Below are 18,364 nucleotides of genomic sequence, written 5' to 3'. Positions count from 1 at the left end.
CGGATGTGGAAGCCCAGTAATGGGTGGAGCTGACCGGTACTAATAGGCCGAGGGCTTGTCCTCAGTTGCTCGCGTCCACTGTGTTAGTTCTGAAGTAACGAACTCCCGTATGCCGGTTGAGTTCCAACTTCATAGAGTTTCGGTGGTCATAGCGTTAGGGAAACGCCCGGTTACATTCCGAACCCGGAAGCTAAGCCTTTCAGCGCCGATGGTACTGCAGGGGGGACCCTGTGGGAGAGTAGGACGCCGCCGAACACCCGCCCTTTTAGCTCAGTCGGTAGAGCGTCTCCATGGTAAGGAGAAGGTCAACGGTTCGATTCCGTTAAAGGGCTCAAAGTAAAAAGGCCCCCGCCTTGTGGCGGGGGCCTTTTTGCGTTCCTGGGTTCCAGGAGTTGTCCGGCCGGCGGTCCCCTTTCGGGACCGCCGGTGTCGTCAGTGGGGGTCCGGTTCGCGGAGGCGCATCGCCAGGATGGCCATGTCGTCGGAGGCCGGGGCCTGGGCGAAGCGCTCCACGGCTCGGAGGACTCGGGAGGCGACCGCGCCGGCCGTGAGGCCCGTGCACGTCTTGAGGACTTCGGCCAGGCCGTCGTCGCCCAGCATGCGGGTGCCCTCACGGCGTTCCGTCACGCCGTCCGTGACACAGAGAAGGACGTCGCCGGGGTCGAGCGTGATCTTCTGCTCGTACAGCTCCAGGTCCTCCATGACGCCGAGGAGCGGCTGTGGTTCGGCCGCGGGGCTGACCGTGCCGTCCGGGCGGAGACGGAGAGGGAGCGGGTGGCCCGCGCAGACGACCTTGAGGATCGCGGAGCCGTCCTCCTGCGGGAGCATCTCGCCGTAGAGGAGGGTCAGGAAGCGGCTGCGGGCGCCTTCGTCGAGGATCGCCGCGTTCAGCCGTTCCAGGACGGCCGGGCCGCCGAAGCCCTCGCGGGCCAGGAGGCGCAGTGCGTGGCGGGCCAGACCGGTGACGGCGGCGGCCTCCGGGCCCGTACCGCAGACGTCGCCGATGGCGAAGCCGTAGACGCCTTCGCGGATCGGGAAGAGGTCGTAGAAGTCGCCCCCGACCTCGTTGCCCTCGCCGGCCGCGCGGTAGATGACGTCGACCTCGACGCCGGGGATCACCGGGAGGCCGGGCGGCAGGAGGCTGCGCTGGAGGGACTGGCTGATCGCCATGCGCTCCGAGTACAGGCGGGCGTTGTCCAGGGCCAGGGCGGCCCGGCGCGAGAGGTCCTCGGCGAGCTCCAGGATCTCCTGGCGGAAGTGGTCGTCCGAGGGCCGGCCGAGGGTCAGCATGCCGATGACCCGGTTGCGGGCGACCAGGGGCAGGACGACCGTCTCGCCGGCGACCGTGCTCGCGGTGGCCAGGGTGGTGTCGATGCCGGAGGAGAGCGGGCTCGTGGGGTGGTCGAGGGCGCGGACCGAGGCGCTCAGCGCCGCCCGGTGGGCGGCGTCGGCGGGTGCCGTCCAGACGCGGGCGCCCGGCGTCGGCACCGGGTCGGGCGGGGCGATCGAGGAGAGCAGTTCCTTCAGGCCGTCGATGCGGTCCTCGTCCTCGTGCAGCACGTACGAGAGGTACGGGTCGGAGGACTGGTCGGCGATCGTGTAGACCGCGCACCAGGTGGCGAGGGTCGGGACCGTCATCTGGGCCATCAGGGCCAGCGTCTGGTCGCGGTCGAGGGTGCCGGCGAGGAGGTCGGAGGCCTCGACGAGGAAGCTGAGGGAGCCTCGGCGCAGGCGTTCGAGCTCGCCGAGGCGGGCGGACTCGACGGCGAGGGCGATGCGGTCGGCCGCGAACTGGAGGCGGAGGGCCTCCTCGTTGGAGTAGCGGTTCGCGGACTCGGCGGCCACGCCGAGGGAGCCTGTGAGACGGCCTTCGACCTTGAGGGGGACGGTGACGACCGAGCGCATGCCGGTGCCTTCGAGGAGCGGGACGGCGCCGGGGACCGCGGCCAAGTCCTCGTGGACCGCGGGCATCCGAGCGGAGCCGTAACGGCTGGCACCGGTCTCGACGGGGACGCGGGCGAAGCGCTGCCGGGCGGCCGGGAGGCCCGTGGTCGCCCGTACCTCCAGCTCCGTCTCGTCGTCGGTGGCGAGGAGCAGGAAGGCGGCGTCGCCGTCGAGCATGTCGCGGGCGCGTTCGACCGTGCGCTGGAGGAGGCCGTCGAGGTCGTCGGGGGCGGGGGAGCCGATGAAGACCTCGAAGGGGTCGGCGGCCCGGTTCTCGGAGCCCTCCGCGGTGGGGCGGTGCGGGGTCTGGAGGACGGCCCGCTCGTGCTCGCGTACCAGGAGGCAGACGGTGGAGGGCTCGCCCTGGGCGTCGCGGACCCGGAGGTGCGCGGCGTAGACGGGGATGACGCGACCGTCGGCGCAGCGGATGCCGTAGCTGCCCTCCCAGCGGGAGAGGCGCAGCGCCTCGGCGAGGCCGGTGCCGATTCCGGGGGTGTGGGGCCAGGCGGCGAGGTCCCCGAGGGGCTTGCCGGTGACCTGCTCGGGGTCGTACCCGAAGAGGTCCTGGGCGTGCTCGTTCCAGGCGGTGACGGCTCCGCCGCGGTCGATCTGGACGACGGCGACGCGGACGCGGCTGTCGGTGACCGGGAGGAGCGCGTCGGGGAGGACGGGGCCCGCGGAGCGGGTGCCGACCGGGCGCTGCGCGAGGTCGAGGTGGAACCAGACGTGCTTGCGGGTGGGGGTGTAGTCCACGCCCCAGCGGTGGGCGAGGGCGGCGCAGAGCAGCAGGCCCCGGCCGTTCTCACGGTCGGGGCTGCCGAGCGAGCGGCCGCCCTGGACGGGGATCTCGCGTTCGGGGTAGCGGTCGGCGACCTCGACGCGGATGCTGTCGTCGGCGCGGAGGCAGAGGACCTCGGCGGCGGTGCCGGCGTGGATGACGGCGTTGGTGACGAGCTCGCTGGTGAGGACGACGGCGTCGTCGACGAGTTCGGGGTGGCCCCAGCCCTGGAGGGTGTCCCGGACGAAGGCGCGGGCGGCCGCGACGGACCGCCCGACGGGCTCGAAGCTGGCAGTCGCCCGCGCGGTGATCACAGCACTCCTCGTACGCGTCTCGACGCCCGGCTCTGCCATGCTCGGTCTGTCCCTCCCGCTGCCCGGTGGTCGTGCGCACACCACACCGCCCCTGCCGGGCGGACCGGGGCGGCTGGACAGCCGGAAGCCAGGTTACTTACCTTCTCGGTGCGCGCGGATGCCGGTCGTGGTGATTCCGTCCCCCGGGGGTAGGGACGCTGTGCGAAGCTGCCGAACTGTTATCGCCTGGTTGGGTGGCGGTGAAACACTGGGCAGGCTATCGGCGGAAGCCGGAGCGGAACGGTCGACCCCTTTCGGGAGGGACACGGTGGAACCTGGCACGGCGGCGCGGCGCGGCGGAGGCAGCGGTACGCGCGCGAGGGGCGGGCGTTCCCGTGGGGGGACGGTGCAGGTGGACGCTGCGGCGTTGGAGCGGCTTCTGGGCGCTCTGGTGTCGATGCGGGACGGGAACCTCCGCAGGCGGCTCACGGTCTCCGGCGACGGGGTCATGGCGGAGATCTCCGCCGTGTTCAACGAGGTCGCGGACCGGCAGATGCATGTGACGGGCGAGCTGTCGCGGGTCCGCCGGGTGGTGGGGCGCGAGGGCAAGCTGTCCGAGCGCCTGGAGGCGGGTGCCAGTGAGGGGGCGTGGGCGGCGGCGATCGAGGCCGCGAACGCGCTGGTCGACGATCTGGCCCGGCCGGTCTCGGAGGTGGGCCGGGTGCTCTCGGCGGTGGCCGAGGGTGATCTGGACCAGCGGATGGACCTGCGTTCGGAGGGTGCCGACGGGGCCGTACGGCCCCTGCGCGGCGAATTCCTGAAGGTCGCTCGTACCGCCAACAACCTGGTCGACCAGCTGTCGGTGTTCGCCTCAGAGGTGACCCGGGTCGCCGTCGAGGTGGGTACTGACGGGAAGCTGGGCGGGCAGGCGCAGGTGCGCGGGGTGTCCGGTTCGTGGAAGGACCTCACGGACTCGGTCAACACGATGGCGAACCGGCTGACGGCGCAGGTGCGGGACATCGCCCTGGTGACGACGGCGGTCGCGGACGGTGACCTGTCGCAGAAGGTCACGGCGAACGTCGCCGGCGAGATGCTGGAGCTGAAGAACACCGTCAACCGGATGGTGGACCAGCTGTCGTCGTTCTCCTCCGAGGTGACCCGCGTCGCCCGTGAGGTGGGTACGGAGGGCGAGCTCGGCGGTCAGGCCGAGGTGGCCGGGGTCGCCGGTGTGTGGAAGGACCTCACGGACTCCGTCAACACGATGGCGGGCAACCTGACCAACCAGGTGCGGGGCATCGCCGAGGTGACGACGGCGGTCGCCAACGGTGACCTGTCGCAGAAGGTGCGGGTGTCGGCGCGCGGTGAGATCGCGCAGCTGGCGGACACCATCAACCAGATGACCAAGACGCTGCGGACGTTCGCCGACGAGGTGACCCGCGTGTCCGGCGAGGTCGGTGCGCAGGGTCTGCTCGGTGGTCAGGCGCAGGTGCCGGGGGCGGCGGGGACGTGGAAGGACCTCACGGACTCCGTCAACACGGTCTTCCGGAACATCACCACGCAGGTGCGGGACATCGCGCAGGTGACGACGGCGGTGGCCAACGGCGACCTGTCGCAGAAGGTCACGGTCGACGTGGCCGGCGAGATGCTGGAGCTGAAGAACACCGTCAACACGATGGTGGACCAGCTGTCCGCGTTCGGTTCCGAGGTGACCCGGGTGGCCCGTGAGGTCGGCGTCGAGGGTCTCCTCGGCGGTCAGGCCGAGGTGCCGGGGGCTGCGGGGACGTGGAAGGACCTCACGGACTCGGTCAACACGGCCTTCCGCAACCTGACCGGTCAGGTGCGGGACATCGCGCAGGTGACGACGGCGGTGGCCAACGGCGACCTGTCGCAGAAGGTCACCGTGGACGTGGCCGGCGAGATGCTGGAGCTGAAGAACACCGTCAACACGATGGTGTCGCAGCTGTCGTCCTTCGCGGACCAGGTGACCCGGATGGCCCGTGACGTGGGCACCGAGGGCCGGCTGGGCGGTCAGGCGCGGGTGGACGGCGTGTCCGGGCGCTGGCGGGAGCTCACCGACTCGGTGAACTTCATGGCCGGCAACCTGACCTCGCAGGTGCGGCAGATCGCGCAGGTGACGACGGCCGTCGCGCGGGGCGACCTGTCGCAGAAGATCGACGTGGACGCGCGGGGCGAGATCCTGGAGCTGAAGAACACCATCAACACGATGGTCGACCAGCTCTCCGCCTTCGCCGAGCAGGTGACCCGGGTGGCCCGCGAGGTGGGCACGGACGGGCGGCTCGGCGGTCAGGCGCAGGTGCCCGGCGTGGCCGGCGTGTGGCGGGACCTGACCGACTCGGTGAACGGCATGGCCGGGAACCTCACCACCCAGGTGCGCAACATCGCGCAGGTCGCCACCGCGGTGGCCCGCGGTGACCTCTCGCAGAAGATCGACGTGGACGCGCGCGGCGAGATCCTGGAGCTGAAGAACACCCTCAACACGATGGTGGACCAGCTGTCGAACTTCGCCGAGCAGGTGACCCGGGTGGCCCGCGAGGTGGGTACCGAGGGCATCCTGGGCGGTCAGGCCGAGGTACAGGGGGTCTCCGGCACCTGGAAGGACCTGACCCAGTCGGTGAACTTCATGGCCAACAACCTCACCATCCAGGTGCGGAACATCGCCGAGGTCACGACGGCCGTCGCCAAGGGCGACCTGTCGAAGAAGATCACGGTCGACGCCCGGGGCGAGATCCTGGAGCTGGTGACGACCGTCAACACGATGGTCGACCAGCTGTCGAACTTCGCGGACGAGGTCACCCGCGTGGCCCGCGAGGTGGGTACCGAGGGCATCCTCGGCGGTCAGGCCCGGGTGCGGGGAGTCACCGGCACCTGGAAGGACCTCAGCGACAACGTGAACCTGATGGCCAACAACCTGACCAGTCAGGTGCGGAACATCTCCCGGGTCTCCGCGGCCGTCGCCAACGGCGATCTGACGAAGAAGGTGACGGTCGAGGCGCGGGGCGAGGTCGCCGAGCTCGCCGAGACCGTCAACACCATGGTGACGACCCTGTCGTCGTTCGCGGACGAGGTCACCCGGGTGGCCCGCGAGGTGGGTACCGAGGGCGAACTGGGCGGTCAGGCGCGGGTGCCGGGCGTCTCCGGCACCTGGAAGGACCTGACCGAGTCGGTGAACTCGATGGCCGACAACCTCACCGGCCAGGTGCGGCAGATCGCGGCCGTCACCACCGCCATCGCCAAGGGCGATCTCACCAAGAAGATCGACATCGACGCGCGCGGTGAGATCCAGGAACTGAAGAACACCATCAACACGATGGTCGACCAGCTGTCGAACTTCGCCGAGGAGGTCACCCGCGTGGCCCGCGAGGTGGGCACCGACGGGCAGCTCGGCGGCCAGGCACGCGTCCGGGACGTGGAGGGCACCTGGAGCGACCTCACCGAGTCCGTGAACGAGATGGCCGGGAACCTCACCCGCCAGGTGCGGGCCATCGCGGCCGTCGCCACCGCGGTGACCCGCGGCGACCTCAACGTCAAGATCGACGGTGTGGACGCTGCCGGCGAGATCCAGGCGCTGCAGGACAACATCAACACGATGATCTCCAACCTGCGCGACACGACCCTCGCCAACGACGAGCAGGACTGGCTCAAGAGCAACCTGGCCCGCATCTCCGGCCTCATGCAGGGCCGGCGGGACCTCGACGACGTGGCCTCGCTCATCATGAGCGAGCTGACGCCGGTGGTCTCGGCCCAGCACGGCGCCTTCTTCGTGGCCATGCCGACGGGCTCCGCCCACAGCGACGCCGAACTCGTCGGCGAGGGCGACGGCTCGTACGAGCTGCGGATGCGCGGGAGTTACGGGTACTCCACCGGTTCCATGCCGACCTCGTTCCGGCCCGGGGAGACGCTCATCGGCACGGCCGCCGAGGAGAAGCGGACCATCCAGGTCAACGTGCCGCCGGGCTACCTGAAGATCTCCTCGGGGCTCGGGGAGGCCTCGCCCGCGCACGTGATCGTGCTTCCGGTGCTCTTCGAGGGCAAGGTCCTCGGGGTGATCGAGCTGGCCTCGTTCCAGCCGTTCACACAGATCCAGCGGGACTTCCTCAACCAGATCGCCGAGCTGATCGCGACGACGGTCAACACCATCAGCGTCAACACCAAGACCGAGGTGCTGCTCCAGCAGTCGCAGGAGCTCACCTCGCAGCTCAAGGAGCGCTCGGCCGAGCTGGAGCACCGGCAGAAGGAGCTCCAGGGCTCCAACCTGGAACTGGAGGAGAAGGCCGAGCTGCTGGCCCGGCAGAATCGCGACATCGAGGTGAAGAACACCGAGATCGAGGAGGCCCGGCAGGTCCTGGAGGAGCGGGCCGAGCAGCTCGCCGTCTCCATGCGCTACAAGTCCGAGTTCCTGGCGAACATGTCGCACGAGCTGCGCACCCCGCTCAACTCGCTTCTCATCCTTGCCAAGTTGCTCGCGGACAACGCCGAGACGAACCTGACGCCGAAGCAGGTCGAGTTCGCCGAGACCATCCACGGAGCCGGGTCCGACCTGCTCCAGCTGATCAACGACATCCTCGACCTGTCCAAGGTCGAGGCGGGCAAGATGGACGTCTCGCCGACCCGGATCGCCCTCGTCCAGCTCGTCGACTACGTGGAGGCGACCTTCCGGCCGCTCACGGCGGAGAAGGGGCTCGACTTCTCGGTGCGGGTCTCGCCCGAGCTCCCGGCGACGCTCCACACCGACGAGCAGCGGCTGCTGCAGGTGCTGCGCAACCTGCTGTCCAACGCGGTCAAGTTCACCGACACGGGCGCGGTGGAGCTGGTGATCCGGCCGTCCGGGGCGGACGTGCCGCAGTCGATCCGGGAGCAGCTCCTGGAGGCCGGCTCGCTGCGGGACCCGGAGGCGGACCTGATCGCCTTCTCGGTGACCGACACCGGGATCGGGATCGCCGCGAGCAAGATGAGGGTCATCTTCGAGGCGTTCAAGCAGGCCGACGGCACGACCAGCCGGAAGTACGGCGGTACGGGTCTCGGTCTCTCCATCAGCCGGGAGATCGCGCGGCTGCTCGGCGGTGAGATCTTCGCGGCGAGCGAGCCGGGCCGGGGGTCGACGTTCACGCTCTATCTGCCGCTGAGCCCGACGGAGCTGCCGTCAGGTGCCTTCGGGCAGGGGACGCAGGACGCCGACGATCCGCAGGATGCCGAGCACGGGGCGGCCGGGGCCGTCCACCCCTTCCCGCACTTCCCGCCGCCGCCCGTGCGGACGGAGGCGCGGTCGGGGGCCGGGGCGCTGTTCCGGCACCGGCGGAAGGCGGCGGCGGAGGCGACCGGGGCGCGGATGGCGGTGCCGGGGCAGAACGGTCAGCAGCCGGCGGCCGAGCAGGCGGAGCAGGAGGCGGAGCCGCGCCGGACCTTCTCCTTCTCCGGCGAGAAGGTGCTCATCGTCGACGACGACATCCGTAACGTCTTCGCGCTCACGAGCGTCCTGGAGCAGCACGGGCTCGCGGTGCTCTACGCGGAGAACGGGCGGGAGGGCATCGAGGTCCTGGAGCAGCACGACGACGCGTCGATCGTCCTGATGGACATCATGATGCCGGAGATGGACGGGTACGCGACGACGACCGCGATCCGGCGCATGCCGCAGTTCGCGGGGCTGCCGATCATCGCGCTGACGGCGAAGGCCATGAAGGGCGACCGGGAGAAGGCGATCGAGTCGGGTGCGTCGGACTACGTGACCAAGCCGGTCGATCCGGATCATCTGTTGTCGGTGATGGAGCAGTGGATGCGGGGGGAGTGACTCCGCTCCGGGGGCCCGCGGGCAGCGCCGCGCGGGCCGCGGCTCCTCGCTGACGGACTGTCGCCAAGGGGGTGTGAGAGGCCGGGATACGGGGAACCTTCTGGTCTCCCACCGCGTTTCAGGTACGTGCACAGTGACATCGCGGTGACAGGGTGTGGCGACGGGCGGGGTGCGGCTACGATGACCGGCACAAGGACGGACGGCGTTAGGGAGTCGTCTTCTGGGGCGGCGCCCGGTGCTTCTCCTGGTTCGGGGAGCCGGGGAGAGCCGTTGCCGGGACGAGGAGGACGGGGCATGGTGCAGAAGGCCAAGATCCTCCTGGTCGATGACAGGCCGGAGAATCTGCTGGCGCTGGAGGCCATTCTCTCCGCGCTCGATCAGACGCTGGTGCGGGCATCGTCCGGGGAGGAAGCGCTCAAGGCGCTGTTGACGGACGACTTCGCGGTCATCCTGCTCGACGTCCAGATGCCGGGGATGGACGGTTTCGAGACCGCCGCGCACATCAAGCGGCGGGAGCGGACCCGGGACATCCCGATCATCTTCCTCACCGCCATCAACCACGGCCCCCACCACACCTTCCGGGGGTACGCGGCCGGGGCGGTCGACTACATCTCGAAGCCGTTCGACCCGTGGGTGCTGCGCGCCAAGGTCTCCGTCTTCGTCGAGCTGTACATGAAGAACTGCAAGCTGCGCGAGCAGGCCGCCCTGCTTCGGCTGCAGTTGGAGGGCGGCGAGGGCGGTCACGGCAAGGAGTCCGCCGGACTGCTCGCCGAGCTGTCCGCCCGCCTCGCGGCGGTCGAGGAGCAGGCGGAGGCCCTGTCCAAACAGCTCGACGACGACTCCGCCGACGCGGCGGCCGTCGCCACCGCCGCGCATCTGGAGCGCAAGCTCACCGGGCTGCGCCGGGCCCTGGACGCGCTGGAGCCCGGCACCGGCGCCGCGCCGACGCTGCCCGCGCAGAGCTGACCCGCCGTCACCGAGGCGTCGCGGCGGCGCGATCCGCCGTGATGCGACGTCAGCTCGGCGCCTCCGCAGGGGCGACACGAACGGGTGAGGCGGACAGCCGGTCCTCACACCGGTAACCTCGGCACCATGGCTTCACGTACGTCCGGCAAGGGTTCCCAGGGCACGGCGGGCACCGCAAAGCCGCGCGCCGGCCGTACGACGGGCGCCGCGAAGAAAGCGGCCCCCGCGAAGCCCCCCGTCAAGCCGCCCGCGAAGAAGGCACCGGCCAAGAAGGCCGCGCCCGCCAAGCGGCCGCCCTCGCGGAAGACGGCGGCGAAGAAGGCGGCGCCCAGGCCCGCGCCGTCCCCCACCGGGGGTGTGTACCGGCTCGCCCGCGGTGCCTGGCTCGGTCTCGCCCATGCGGTGGGGGCGATGTTCCGGGGGATAGGGCGTGGTGCCAAGGGCCTCGACCCGGCCCACCGCAAGGACGGGCTCGCACTGCTCCTCCTCGGCCTCGCGCTGATCGTCGCCGCGGGCACCTGGTCCAACCTCCGCGGGCCCGTCGGCGACCTCGTCGAGATGCTGGTGACCGGGTCCTTCGGCCGGCTCGATCTGCTCGTACCGCTGCTCCTGGGCGCGATCGGTGTGCGGCTGATCCTCTATCCGGAGAAGCCCGAGGCCAACGGCCGGATCAGCATCGGCCTCTCCGCGCTCGTCATCGGTGTCCTCGGCCAGGTCCACATCGCCTGCGGTTCGCCGGGGCGCGGGGACGGCAGCGAGGCCATGCAGGACGCCGGCGGTCTGATCGGCTGGGCCGCGTCCCAGCCCCTCGTCTTCATGATGGGCGAGGTCCTGGCCGTGCCCATGCTGGTGCTGCTCACGATCTTCGGGCTGCTCGTCGTCACCGCCACCCCCGTCAACGCGATCCCGCAGCGGTTGCGCGCCCTCGGCGCCAGGCTCGGCATCGTCGAACCCGCGTACGAGCCGGCGGAGGAGCGCGGCGACGAGCGGGAGGGGTACGAGGGGTACGACGAGGAGTGGCGGGAGGCGCGGCCGCGGCCCCGGCCCGTCCGGCGCCGCGCGGCCGGTCCGGCGGAGCCGTACGACGTGGACCGGGCCGAGGAGGAGATGCTGGAGCGGCGCGGGCGTGCGGCGCGGCGCCCCTCCGAGCGGCCCGCCTTCGACCCCGGTCTCGACCCGGTGGACGTCGCCGCGGCGGCCGCCGCCGCGCTCGACGGCGCGGTGCTCAACGGGATGCCGCCCTCGCCGATCGTCGCCGACCTGACCAGGGACGTCACCGCCGAGCGGAAGGCCGCGAAGGCCGCCGCCGCGAAGAGTGCCGGGGAGGTGGGGGAAGCGGGGGCAGGGGCCGCTCCCGTGCCGCCGGCCCGTGGTGGGGACCAGCGGCCCGGCGGAGGCGTACCGGATCTGACCAAGCCCGCGCCCGAGCCGACGGATCTGCCGCCCCGTGCCGAGCAGCTCCAGCTGTCCGGCGACATCACGTACTCCCTGCCCTCGCTCGACCTGCTCGAGCGGGGCGGGCCGGGCAAGACGCGCAGCGCCGCCAACGACGCCGTGGTGGACGCGCTGACCAACGTCTTCACCGAGTTCAAGGTCGACGCGGCCGTCACCGGCTTCACGCGGGGGCCGACGGTCACCCGGTACGAGGTCGAGCTCGGGCCGGCCGTGAAGGTCGAGAAGATCACGGCCCTGACCAAGAACATCGCGTACGCCGTCGCGTCCCCCGACGTGCGGATCATCTCGCCGATCCCCGGCAAGTCCGCGGTCGGCATCGAGATCCCGAACAGCGACCGGGAGATGGTCAACCTCGGGGACGTGCTGCGGCTCGCCGCCGCGGCCGAGGACGACCACCCCATGCTGGTGGCGCTCGGCAAGAACGTCGAGGGCGGCTACGAGATGGCCAACCTGGCGAAGATGCCGCACGTCCTGGTGGCGGGCGCCACCGGCTCCGGCAAGTCCTCGTGCATCAACTGCCTGATCACCTCGATCATGATAAGAGCGACCCCGGAGGACGTCCGGATGGTCCTGGTCGACCCCAAGCGGGTCGAGCTCACCGCGTACGAGGGCATCCCGCACCTGATCACCCCGATCATCACCAACCCCAAGCGGGCCGCCGAGGCCCTCCAGTGGGTGGTGAAGGAGATGGACCTCCGCTACGACGACCTGGCCGCCTTCGGCTACCGGCACATCGACGACTTCAACCAGGCGATCCGGGACGGCAAGATCAAGCTGCCCGAGGGAAGCGAACGGGAGCTCAACCCGTACCCGTACCTGCTCGTCATCGTCGACGAGCTCGCCGACCTGATGATGGTGGCGCCCCGGGACGTCGAGGACTCGATCGTGCGCATCACGCAGCTCGCGCGCGCCGCCGGCATCCACCTGGTGCTCGCCACCCAGCGGCCGTCCGTGGACGTCGTCACCGGTCTCATCAAGGCCAACGTGCCGTCCCGGCTCGCCTTCGCGACCTCCTCGCTCGCCGACAGCCGCGTCATCCTCGACCAGCCCGGTGCCGAGAAGCTCATCGGAAAGGGTGACGGTCTGTTCCTGCCGATGGGTGCCAACAAGCCCGTCCGCATGCAGGGCGCGTTCGTCACCGAGGCCGAGGTCGCGGCCGTCGTGCAGCACTGCAAAGACCAGATGACCCCGGTCTTCCGGGAGGACGTCACCGTCGGCACCAAGCAGCGCAAGGAGATCGACGAGGACATCGGCGACGACCTCGACCTGCTGTGCCAGGCCGCCGAACTCGTCGTCTCCACCCAGTTCGGCTCCACGTCGATGCTCCAGCGGAAGCTGCGCGTCGGCTTCGCGAAGGCCGGCCGGCTGATGGACCTGATGGAGTCCCGGAACATCGTGGGGCCGAGCGAGGGCTCGAAGGCACGTGACGTGCTCGTCAAGCCCGACGAGTTGGACGGGGTGCTCGCCGTCATCCGCGGGGAGTCGCATCCGGGCGAATAGCGGGCGGACAGCGGGCGAGTGGAGGTCGAGCGGCCGGGGAGCGGCGGCGGAGTGGGCGTGGGCGCGAGGCGGCGGGGTACCCGATCGAGACCGGGCCGAGACTCACTCGTAAGGGAACGGAGGGCAACCGTTTCCCCTGGCCGTACGTCAAGTTGGAGGGAGGGACAGAAGGATGTCCCATCCTCATGGCGTACAAACAGCACCCGCCCGGTTGCCCCACCCTTTCGTACCACCCATAGACTGAACGTCCAGCAGGTGGCTACACGCTCGAAAGGCGCTCTCGTGTCCATCGGCAACTCCCCCGAAGACGACCGGACCTTCCCGGCAGACGACCGGGACTCGATCGGTCGCGCTCTCCAGCAGACCCGCATCGCCGCCGGTCTCACCGTCGAAGAGGTCAGTGCCTCCACCCGTGTCCGGATCCCGATCGTGCACGCCATCGAGGAGGACGACTTCTCGCGGTGCGGCGGCGACGTCTACGCCCGCGGGCACATCCGTACCCTCGCGCGCGCCGTCGGCCTCGATCCGGCCGCGCTGATCGAGCAGTACGACGCCGAGCACGGTGGCCGTCCGGCGCCCACCCCCGCCGCCCCGCTGTTCGAGGCGGAACGCATCCGCCCCGAGCCGCGCCGGCCCAACTGGACCGCCGCGATGGTCGCGGCCATCGTCGCCGTCGTCGGTTTCGTCGGCTTCACGATGTTCAACGGCAACGAGGCTCCGAAGGGCACCACCACCGCCGAAGGCGGCCCGGCGCCCGCACCGGAGAAGGCCACCTCCGCCGCCAAGCCCACGCCCGTCAAGCCCGCCCCGAAGCCGACCGAGAGCGCCATCGCCGCCGTCCCACAGGACAAGGTGACGGTCAAGCTCTCCGCGATCGACGACAAGAGCTGGATCTCGGCCAAGGGCCACGACGGCAAGCTGCTCTTCGACGGCCTCCTCCTCGAGGGCGAGTCGAAGACCTTCCAGGACGACGAGCGCATCGACCTGGTGCTCGGCAACGCCGGCGCGATCGAGCTCCACGTGAACGGCAAGAAGATCGCGGACAAGTTCGAATCCGGCCAGGTCGAGCGGCTCACCTACACCAAGGGCGACCCCGAGGCGGGCTGAGCCCCGTGATCCCGGCCCCGATGTGACCTCTGTCGCGCAGGTGAACCCTGCGCGACGGGGGAACGGCCGGGACGAAGTAGTCTTGAGTCCATGCCCGAACGCCGTACCGTCGCCCTTGTCACTCTTGGCTGCGCCCGTAACGAGGTGGACTCGGAGGAGCTCGCAGGCCGCTTGGCAGCGGACGGCTGGGAGCTCGTCGAGAACGCCGAAGAAGCGGACGTCGCCGTCGTCAACACCTGCGGATTCGTCGAGGCCGCCAAGAAGGACTCCGTCGACGCCCTGCTCGAAGCCAATGATCTGAAGGACCACGGCAGAACCCAGGCCGTGGTCGCCGTCGGCTGTATGGCCGAGCGGTACGGCAAGGAACTCGCCGAAGCCCTCCCGGAGGCCGACGGCGTCCTCGGCTTCGACGACTACGCCGACATCTCCAACCGCCTCCAGACCATCCTCAACGGTGGCAGCGTCGAGGCCCACACCCCGCGTGACCGGCGCAAGCTGCTGCCGCTCTCCCCCGTGGAGCGCCAGGAGGCCGCCGCGGCCGTGGCCCTGCCGGGACACGGCTCCGTGGACGTGCCCGAGGCCCCCGCCGACCTTCCCGAGGGTGTCGCGCCCGCCTCCGGGCCGCGCGCACCTCTCCGGCGCCGTCTGGACAGCAGCCCCGTCGCCTCCGTGAAGCTGGCCTCCGGCTGCGACCGCCGCTGCTCCTTCTGCGCCATCCCCTCCTTCCGCGGCTCCTTCGTCTCGCGCCGTCCCTCGGACGTCCTGAACGAGACGCGCTGGCTCGCCGAGCAGGGGGTGAAGGAGGTCATGCTGGTCTCCGAGAACAACACCTCCTACGGCAAGGACCTCGGCGACATCCGGCTCCTGGAGAGCCTGCTGCCCGAGCTGGCCGCCGTGGACGGCATCGAGCGCGTCCGCGTCAGCTACCTCCAGCCCGCCGAGATGCGCCCCGGCCTGATCGACGTCCTCACGTCGACCGAGAAGGTCGTGCCCTACTTCGACCTGTCCTTCCAGCACAGCGCCCCGGACGTGCTGCGGGCCATGCGCCGCTTCGGCGACACCGACCGCTTCCTGGAGCTCCTGGAGACCATCCGCTCCAAGGCCCCCACGGCCGGTGCCCGCTCCAACTTCATCGTCGGCTTCCCCGGCGAGACCGAAGCGGACTTCGCCGAGCTGGAACGCTTCGTCACCCACGCCCGGCTCGACGCCATCGGCGTCTTCGGCTACTCCGACGAGGACGGCACCGAGGCCGCCACGTACGAGCACAAGCTCGACCAGGACGTCGTCGACGCCCGGCTCGCCCACCTCTCCCGGCTCGCCGAGGAGCTCACCGCACAGCGCGCGGAGGAGCGGATCGGAGAGACCCTTGAGGTACTGGTCGAATCCGTGGACGAGGAGGACGGCGTGATCGGCCGCGCCGCCCACCAGGCCCCCGAGACCGACGGTCAGGTGCTCCTCACCACGTCCGACGGCACGAGCCCCGACCTGACCCCGGGCCGTATGGTCAGTGCGAAGGTCGTCGGCACGGAGGGCGTCGACCTGGTGGCCGAGTGTCTTTTCGAGGAGGCGGGCAGATGACCGGAGTCCCGGCATCCGCGACGGGCGAGACCGGGAGGCCGGCGCCCCGCGGCAAGCTGGGCGCGGCGGCCGTCAACCAGGCCAGCCTGTGGAACATCGCGAACATCCTCACCATGATCCGGCTGGTTCTCGTGCCGGGATTCGTGCTGCTTCTCTTCCAGGACGGCGGCCACGACCCCGCCTGGCGCGCCTGGGCATGGGCGGCGTTCGCCGTCGCCATGATCACGGACGTCTTCGACGGACACCTCGCCCGTGCGTACAACCTGGTCACGGACTTCGGGAAGATCGCCGACCCGATCGCCGACAAGGCGATCATGGCGGCAGGGCTCATCTCGCTGTCCGTCCTCGGCGACCTGCCCTGGTGGGTCACCGGGGTCATCCTCGCCCGCGAGCTGGGGATCACCCTGATGCGGTTCTGGGTGATCCGGCACGGGATCATCCCCGCCAGCCGCGGCGGCAAGATGAAGACGCTGGCCCAGGGCACGGCGGTCGGCATGTACGTGCTGATGCTCACCGGCCCCCTGGCCACCCTGCGCTTCTGGGTGATGGCGGTGGCCGTCGTGCTGACGGTCGTCACCGGCCTGGACTACGTACGACAGGCGGTCGTGCTGCGCCGCAGGGGGCTCGCGGAGGAGCGGGCGGCGCGGGCGGAGACGGCGACGCGATGACCGAGGCCGCCCGGGTGCTGGCAGTGCTGGCGGAGCGTGGTCACACGCTGGCCGTCGCCGAGTCGCTCACGGGTGGTCTGGTGGCCGCCGAGCTGACCGGTGTTCCGGGAGCCTCGGTCGCCTTCCGGGGCTCCGTCACGGCCTACGCCACGGCCCTCAAGCGGGAACTGCTCGGCGTCGACGGGGGCCTCCTCGCGGAGCGCGGGGCGGTGGACCCGGAGGTCGCGCTGCAGATGGCGGCCGGTGTACGGGACCGGCTCGGCGCCGACTGGGGGATCTCGACGACCGGAGTGGCGGGGCCCGACCCGCAGGACGGACAGGCGGTCGGGACCGTCTACGTGGCGGTCGCGGGACCTGCCGCGACAGGCGCCGGCGCCGGGAAAGTGGTCTCGTTGAGGTTGAACGGCGCCCGGGCGGAAATCCGTAGAGAGAGTGTACGGAGCGTGCTGGAACTGCTCCTTGAGGAACTCTCGGGAAATGTGCGGGCACAGGATACGGAACACAACGGGGGGAATTGATGTTTGCAGCCCTGAGTGAACACGACATCGCTCCCCGCACGGCCGCAGCGCGAGGCGGTACGGTGGGGCGTGAAGGATGCGGCTACGCGGTCCGAGGAGGGAGCCACCGATGATTCTGCTCCGTCGCCTGTTGGGTGACGTGCTGCGTCGGCAGCGCCAGCGCCAAGGCCGTACTCTGCGCGAAGTCTCCTCGTCCGCCCGAGTCTCGCTCGGCTATCTCTCCGAGGTGGAGCGGGGGCAGAAGGAGGCTTCCTCCGAGCTGCTCTCCGCGATCTGCGACGCGCTGGACGTACGGATGTCCGAGCTCATGCGTGAAGTGAGCGACGAACTGTCACTGGCCGAACTGGCCGAGTCGGCACGGGTGAGCGAACCGGTGCCGACGCCGGTGCGCCCGATGCTCAACTCGGTCTCGGTGACGTCGGTGGCGGGTGTGCCCACCGGGCGGGTGACCATCAAGGCGCCCGCGGAAGCGGTGGACGTCGTCGCTGCCTGAACCGAAGTGGGGCGAAGCCCCGGTCGGTGCCTCTTCGTGAGGCGCTGACCGGGGCTTTTCTCCTTTTTCGGTGACCTGTCTCTCCTTTGTTGAATTTGGGCCTGATTGTCTGAGATGCCGGGATCCGGTGTGCCGTGCCATGGTGGGGGGACGCACGACTGGGCCGTGCGCGCCGGGTCTGCCTCCGGTGCGCCCTCCCGCAGGGTGATCCTGCCGGTCTAGCGTCATCCGCAGGAGGCGGCCATGGTACGGCGACGGGTTACGCCGGCGACGCTCGCGCTGGTCGCGATCGGGCTGGCGGCCGGGGGGCTCTGGTGGTGGGCGGTACTGCGCCTGCTCCTCGCGCCCGGGGAGACCGGTCCTGTCGAGGGTGCGGTGGCCGCGGGCGGCTGGGGGCTGAGCCTGCTGCCGGTGCACGTGGCCGCCGCGGCGCGGCGGCCGGGCGTGCTCGGGCGGCGCGTCACCAGGGCATCGCGACGCCGCCGTTCGGACGCAGGATCTGGCCTGTCGTGAACGCGGAGGCGTCCGACGCGAGGTGCAGGACCGCGTGCGCGATGTCCTGGGCCTCCCCGACCCGGCCCAGCGGTGAGTGACGGATCATCGCGGCTTCCGCCTGCTGCTGGGCGGCCGGCTCGTGGCGGTCCGTCATGGGCGTGCGGATCCAGCCCGGGGCGACCGCGTTGACCCGGATGCCGTATCGGCCGGCCTCCGTCGCCAGCGTCTTCGTCAGCTGGACCACGGCCGCCTTCGTGACGCTGTAGCAGAGCAGCCCGGGGCTCGCGGTGTCCATCGCGCCCGAGGCCATCGTGACGATGGAACCCGGGACGCCCGCGGCGATCATCGAGCGGGCCGCCTCCTGGCAGGCGTACAGCACGCCCTTGAAATTGACGGCGAGGACGCGGTCGAGGTCCTCGTCGCGGGTCTCCAGGACCGAACTCGTGTGCATGATCCCGGCGACCGCGGCCATGACGTGGAGGGGGCCTGCGGCGCGGACGGCGGCGGCGAGGGCGGTGCGGTCGGTGACGTCGAGGGTGTGCGGGTGGGCGGTACCGCCCTCGCGCGCGGTCATGGCCACGGTGTCCAGGAGGCCGGCCTCGTCCCGGTCCGCGCAGTGCACGGTGGCACCGGCCTGGGCGAGGAGGACCGCCGTCGCGCGGCCGATGCCGCTCGCGGCGCCCGTGACGAACGCGGTGCGGCCGGTGAGGTCGTACGCGGGGAGTGTCGGCATGTCCGGACGGTACGGCGAAATCTGACGGGC

The 18,364-nt window shown here is 70.7% G+C and carries 11 protein-coding genes, 1 tRNA gene and 1 rRNA gene; 11 read left to right on the top strand and 2 right to left on the bottom strand.

Annotation, left to right across the window (positions count from 1 at the left end; all coding sequences use genetic code 11):
- Positions 1-138 precede the first annotated feature (138 nt).
- Positions 139-255: ribosomal RNA gene (rrf, locus tag ACIA8N_RS17365) — 5S ribosomal RNA — on the top strand.
- Between the two features lie 4 nt (positions 256-259).
- Positions 260-332: transfer RNA gene (locus ACIA8N_RS17360), tRNA-Thr, on the top strand.
- Positions 333-432: 100 nt separating this feature from the next.
- Here the strand turns inward: ACIA8N_RS17360 and ACIA8N_RS17355 are convergent.
- Entirely contained in the window at positions 433-3,075 is a 2,643-nt protein-coding gene (locus ACIA8N_RS17355; protein ID WP_365779234.1) for a SpoIIE family protein phosphatase, read from the bottom strand.
- Between the two features lie 268 nt (positions 3,076-3,343).
- Between ACIA8N_RS17355 and ACIA8N_RS17350 the strand changes: the two genes are divergently transcribed.
- The 9 genes from ACIA8N_RS17350 (at position 3,344) to ACIA8N_RS17310 (ending at position 17,619) form a co-directional block, all read left to right on the top strand.
- Positions 3,344-8,821, top strand: a complete 5,478-nt coding sequence (locus tag ACIA8N_RS17350; RefSeq protein ID WP_365779236.1) for a HAMP domain-containing protein — start codon at positions 3,344-3,346, stop codon at positions 8,819-8,821.
- Positions 8,822-9,115: 294 nt separating this feature from the next.
- Positions 9,116-9,787 carry a response regulator gene (locus ACIA8N_RS17345; RefSeq protein WP_030217595.1) on the top strand — a complete coding sequence of 224 codons (672 nt, stop codon included), beginning with the start codon at positions 9,116-9,118 and terminating at the stop codon, positions 9,785-9,787.
- A gap of 126 nt (positions 9,788-9,913) precedes the next feature.
- Positions 9,914-12,742: a DNA translocase FtsK gene (locus ACIA8N_RS17340; protein ID WP_365779239.1), complete on the top strand. Its 2,829-nt coding sequence runs from the start codon at positions 9,914-9,916 to the stop codon at positions 12,740-12,742.
- A gap of 282 nt (positions 12,743-13,024) precedes the next feature.
- On the top strand, positions 13,025-13,849 hold the full coding sequence (locus ACIA8N_RS17335) for a RodZ domain-containing protein (RefSeq protein WP_365779241.1): 825 nt from the start codon (positions 13,025-13,027) through the stop codon (positions 13,847-13,849).
- 90 nt (positions 13,850-13,939) lie between these two features.
- Positions 13,940-15,427 (top strand): 30S ribosomal protein S12 methylthiotransferase RimO, encoded by a 1,488-nt coding sequence (gene rimO / locus ACIA8N_RS17330; protein ID WP_365779243.1) that lies wholly within the window; start codon positions 13,940-13,942, stop codon positions 15,425-15,427.
- The gene (gene pgsA / locus ACIA8N_RS17325) at positions 15,424-16,095 is read left to right on the top strand and encodes a CDP-diacylglycerol--glycerol-3-phosphate 3-phosphatidyltransferase (RefSeq protein ID WP_365779245.1); all 672 of its coding nucleotides are present in this window, start codon (positions 15,424-15,426) and stop codon (positions 16,093-16,095) included. Before rimO ends, pgsA begins: the two co-directional genes overlap by 4 nt.
- Positions 16,092-16,613, top strand: coding sequence for a CinA family protein (locus ACIA8N_RS17320; RefSeq protein ID WP_365779247.1), 522 nt, complete (start codon positions 16,092-16,094; stop codon positions 16,611-16,613). The genes pgsA and ACIA8N_RS17320 overlap by 4 nt, the downstream gene beginning before the upstream one ends.
- 109 nt (positions 16,614-16,722) lie before the next feature.
- Complete coding sequence (locus tag ACIA8N_RS17315; protein ID WP_365779249.1) at positions 16,723-17,106, top strand: helix-turn-helix transcriptional regulator; 384 nt, start codon at positions 16,723-16,725, stop codon at positions 17,104-17,106.
- A gap of 243 nt (positions 17,107-17,349) precedes the next feature.
- On the top strand, positions 17,350-17,619 hold the full coding sequence (locus tag ACIA8N_RS17310; RefSeq protein ID WP_365779251.1) for a hypothetical protein: 270 nt from the start codon (positions 17,350-17,352) through the stop codon (positions 17,617-17,619).
- Here ACIA8N_RS17310 and ACIA8N_RS17305 read toward each other — a convergent pair.
- Positions 17,567-18,334: an SDR family oxidoreductase gene (locus tag ACIA8N_RS17305; RefSeq protein ID WP_365779253.1), complete on the bottom strand. Its 768-nt coding sequence runs from the start codon at positions 18,332-18,334 to the stop codon at positions 17,567-17,569. The genes ACIA8N_RS17310 and ACIA8N_RS17305 overlap by 53 nt on opposite strands.
- Positions 18,335-18,364: the final 30 nt, after the last annotated feature.

It is taken from the genome of Streptomyces sp. NPDC051822 (assembly GCF_044452745.1).
GTDB lineage: Bacteria > Actinomycetota > Actinomycetes > Streptomycetales > Streptomycetaceae > Streptomyces.
The sequence above is the reverse complement of the archived record's forward strand: the minus strand, read 5'-3'. Positions and strand labels throughout refer to the sequence as shown.

Bases quoted from the DNA above. Each gene is read 5' to 3' on its own strand.
- ACIA8N_RS17355 (WP_365779234.1), bottom strand. From the start codon at position 3,075: ATGGCAGAGCCGGGCGTCGAGACGCGTACGAGGAGTGCTGTGATCACC.
- ACIA8N_RS17345 (WP_030217595.1), top strand. From the start codon at position 9,116: ATGGTGCAGAAGGCCAAGATCCTCCTGGTCGATGACAGGCCGGAGAAT.
- ACIA8N_RS17340 (WP_365779239.1), top strand. From the start codon at position 9,914: ATGGCTTCACGTACGTCCGGCAAGGGTTCCCAGGGCACGGCGGGCACC.
- rimO (WP_365779243.1), top strand. From the start codon at position 13,940: ATGCCCGAACGCCGTACCGTCGCCCTTGTCACTCTTGGCTGCGCCCGT.
- pgsA (WP_365779245.1), top strand. From the start codon at position 15,424: ATGACCGGAGTCCCGGCATCCGCGACGGGCGAGACCGGGAGGCCGGCG.
- ACIA8N_RS17320 (WP_365779247.1), top strand. From the start codon at position 16,092: ATGACCGAGGCCGCCCGGGTGCTGGCAGTGCTGGCGGAGCGTGGTCAC.
- ACIA8N_RS17315 (WP_365779249.1), top strand. From the start codon at position 16,723: ATGATTCTGCTCCGTCGCCTGTTGGGTGACGTGCTGCGTCGGCAGCGC.
- ACIA8N_RS17310 (WP_365779251.1), top strand. From the start codon at position 17,350: ATGGTACGGCGACGGGTTACGCCGGCGACGCTCGCGCTGGTCGCGATC.
- ACIA8N_RS17305 (WP_365779253.1), bottom strand. From the start codon at position 18,334: ATGCCGACACTCCCCGCGTACGACCTCACCGGCCGCACCGCGTTCGTC.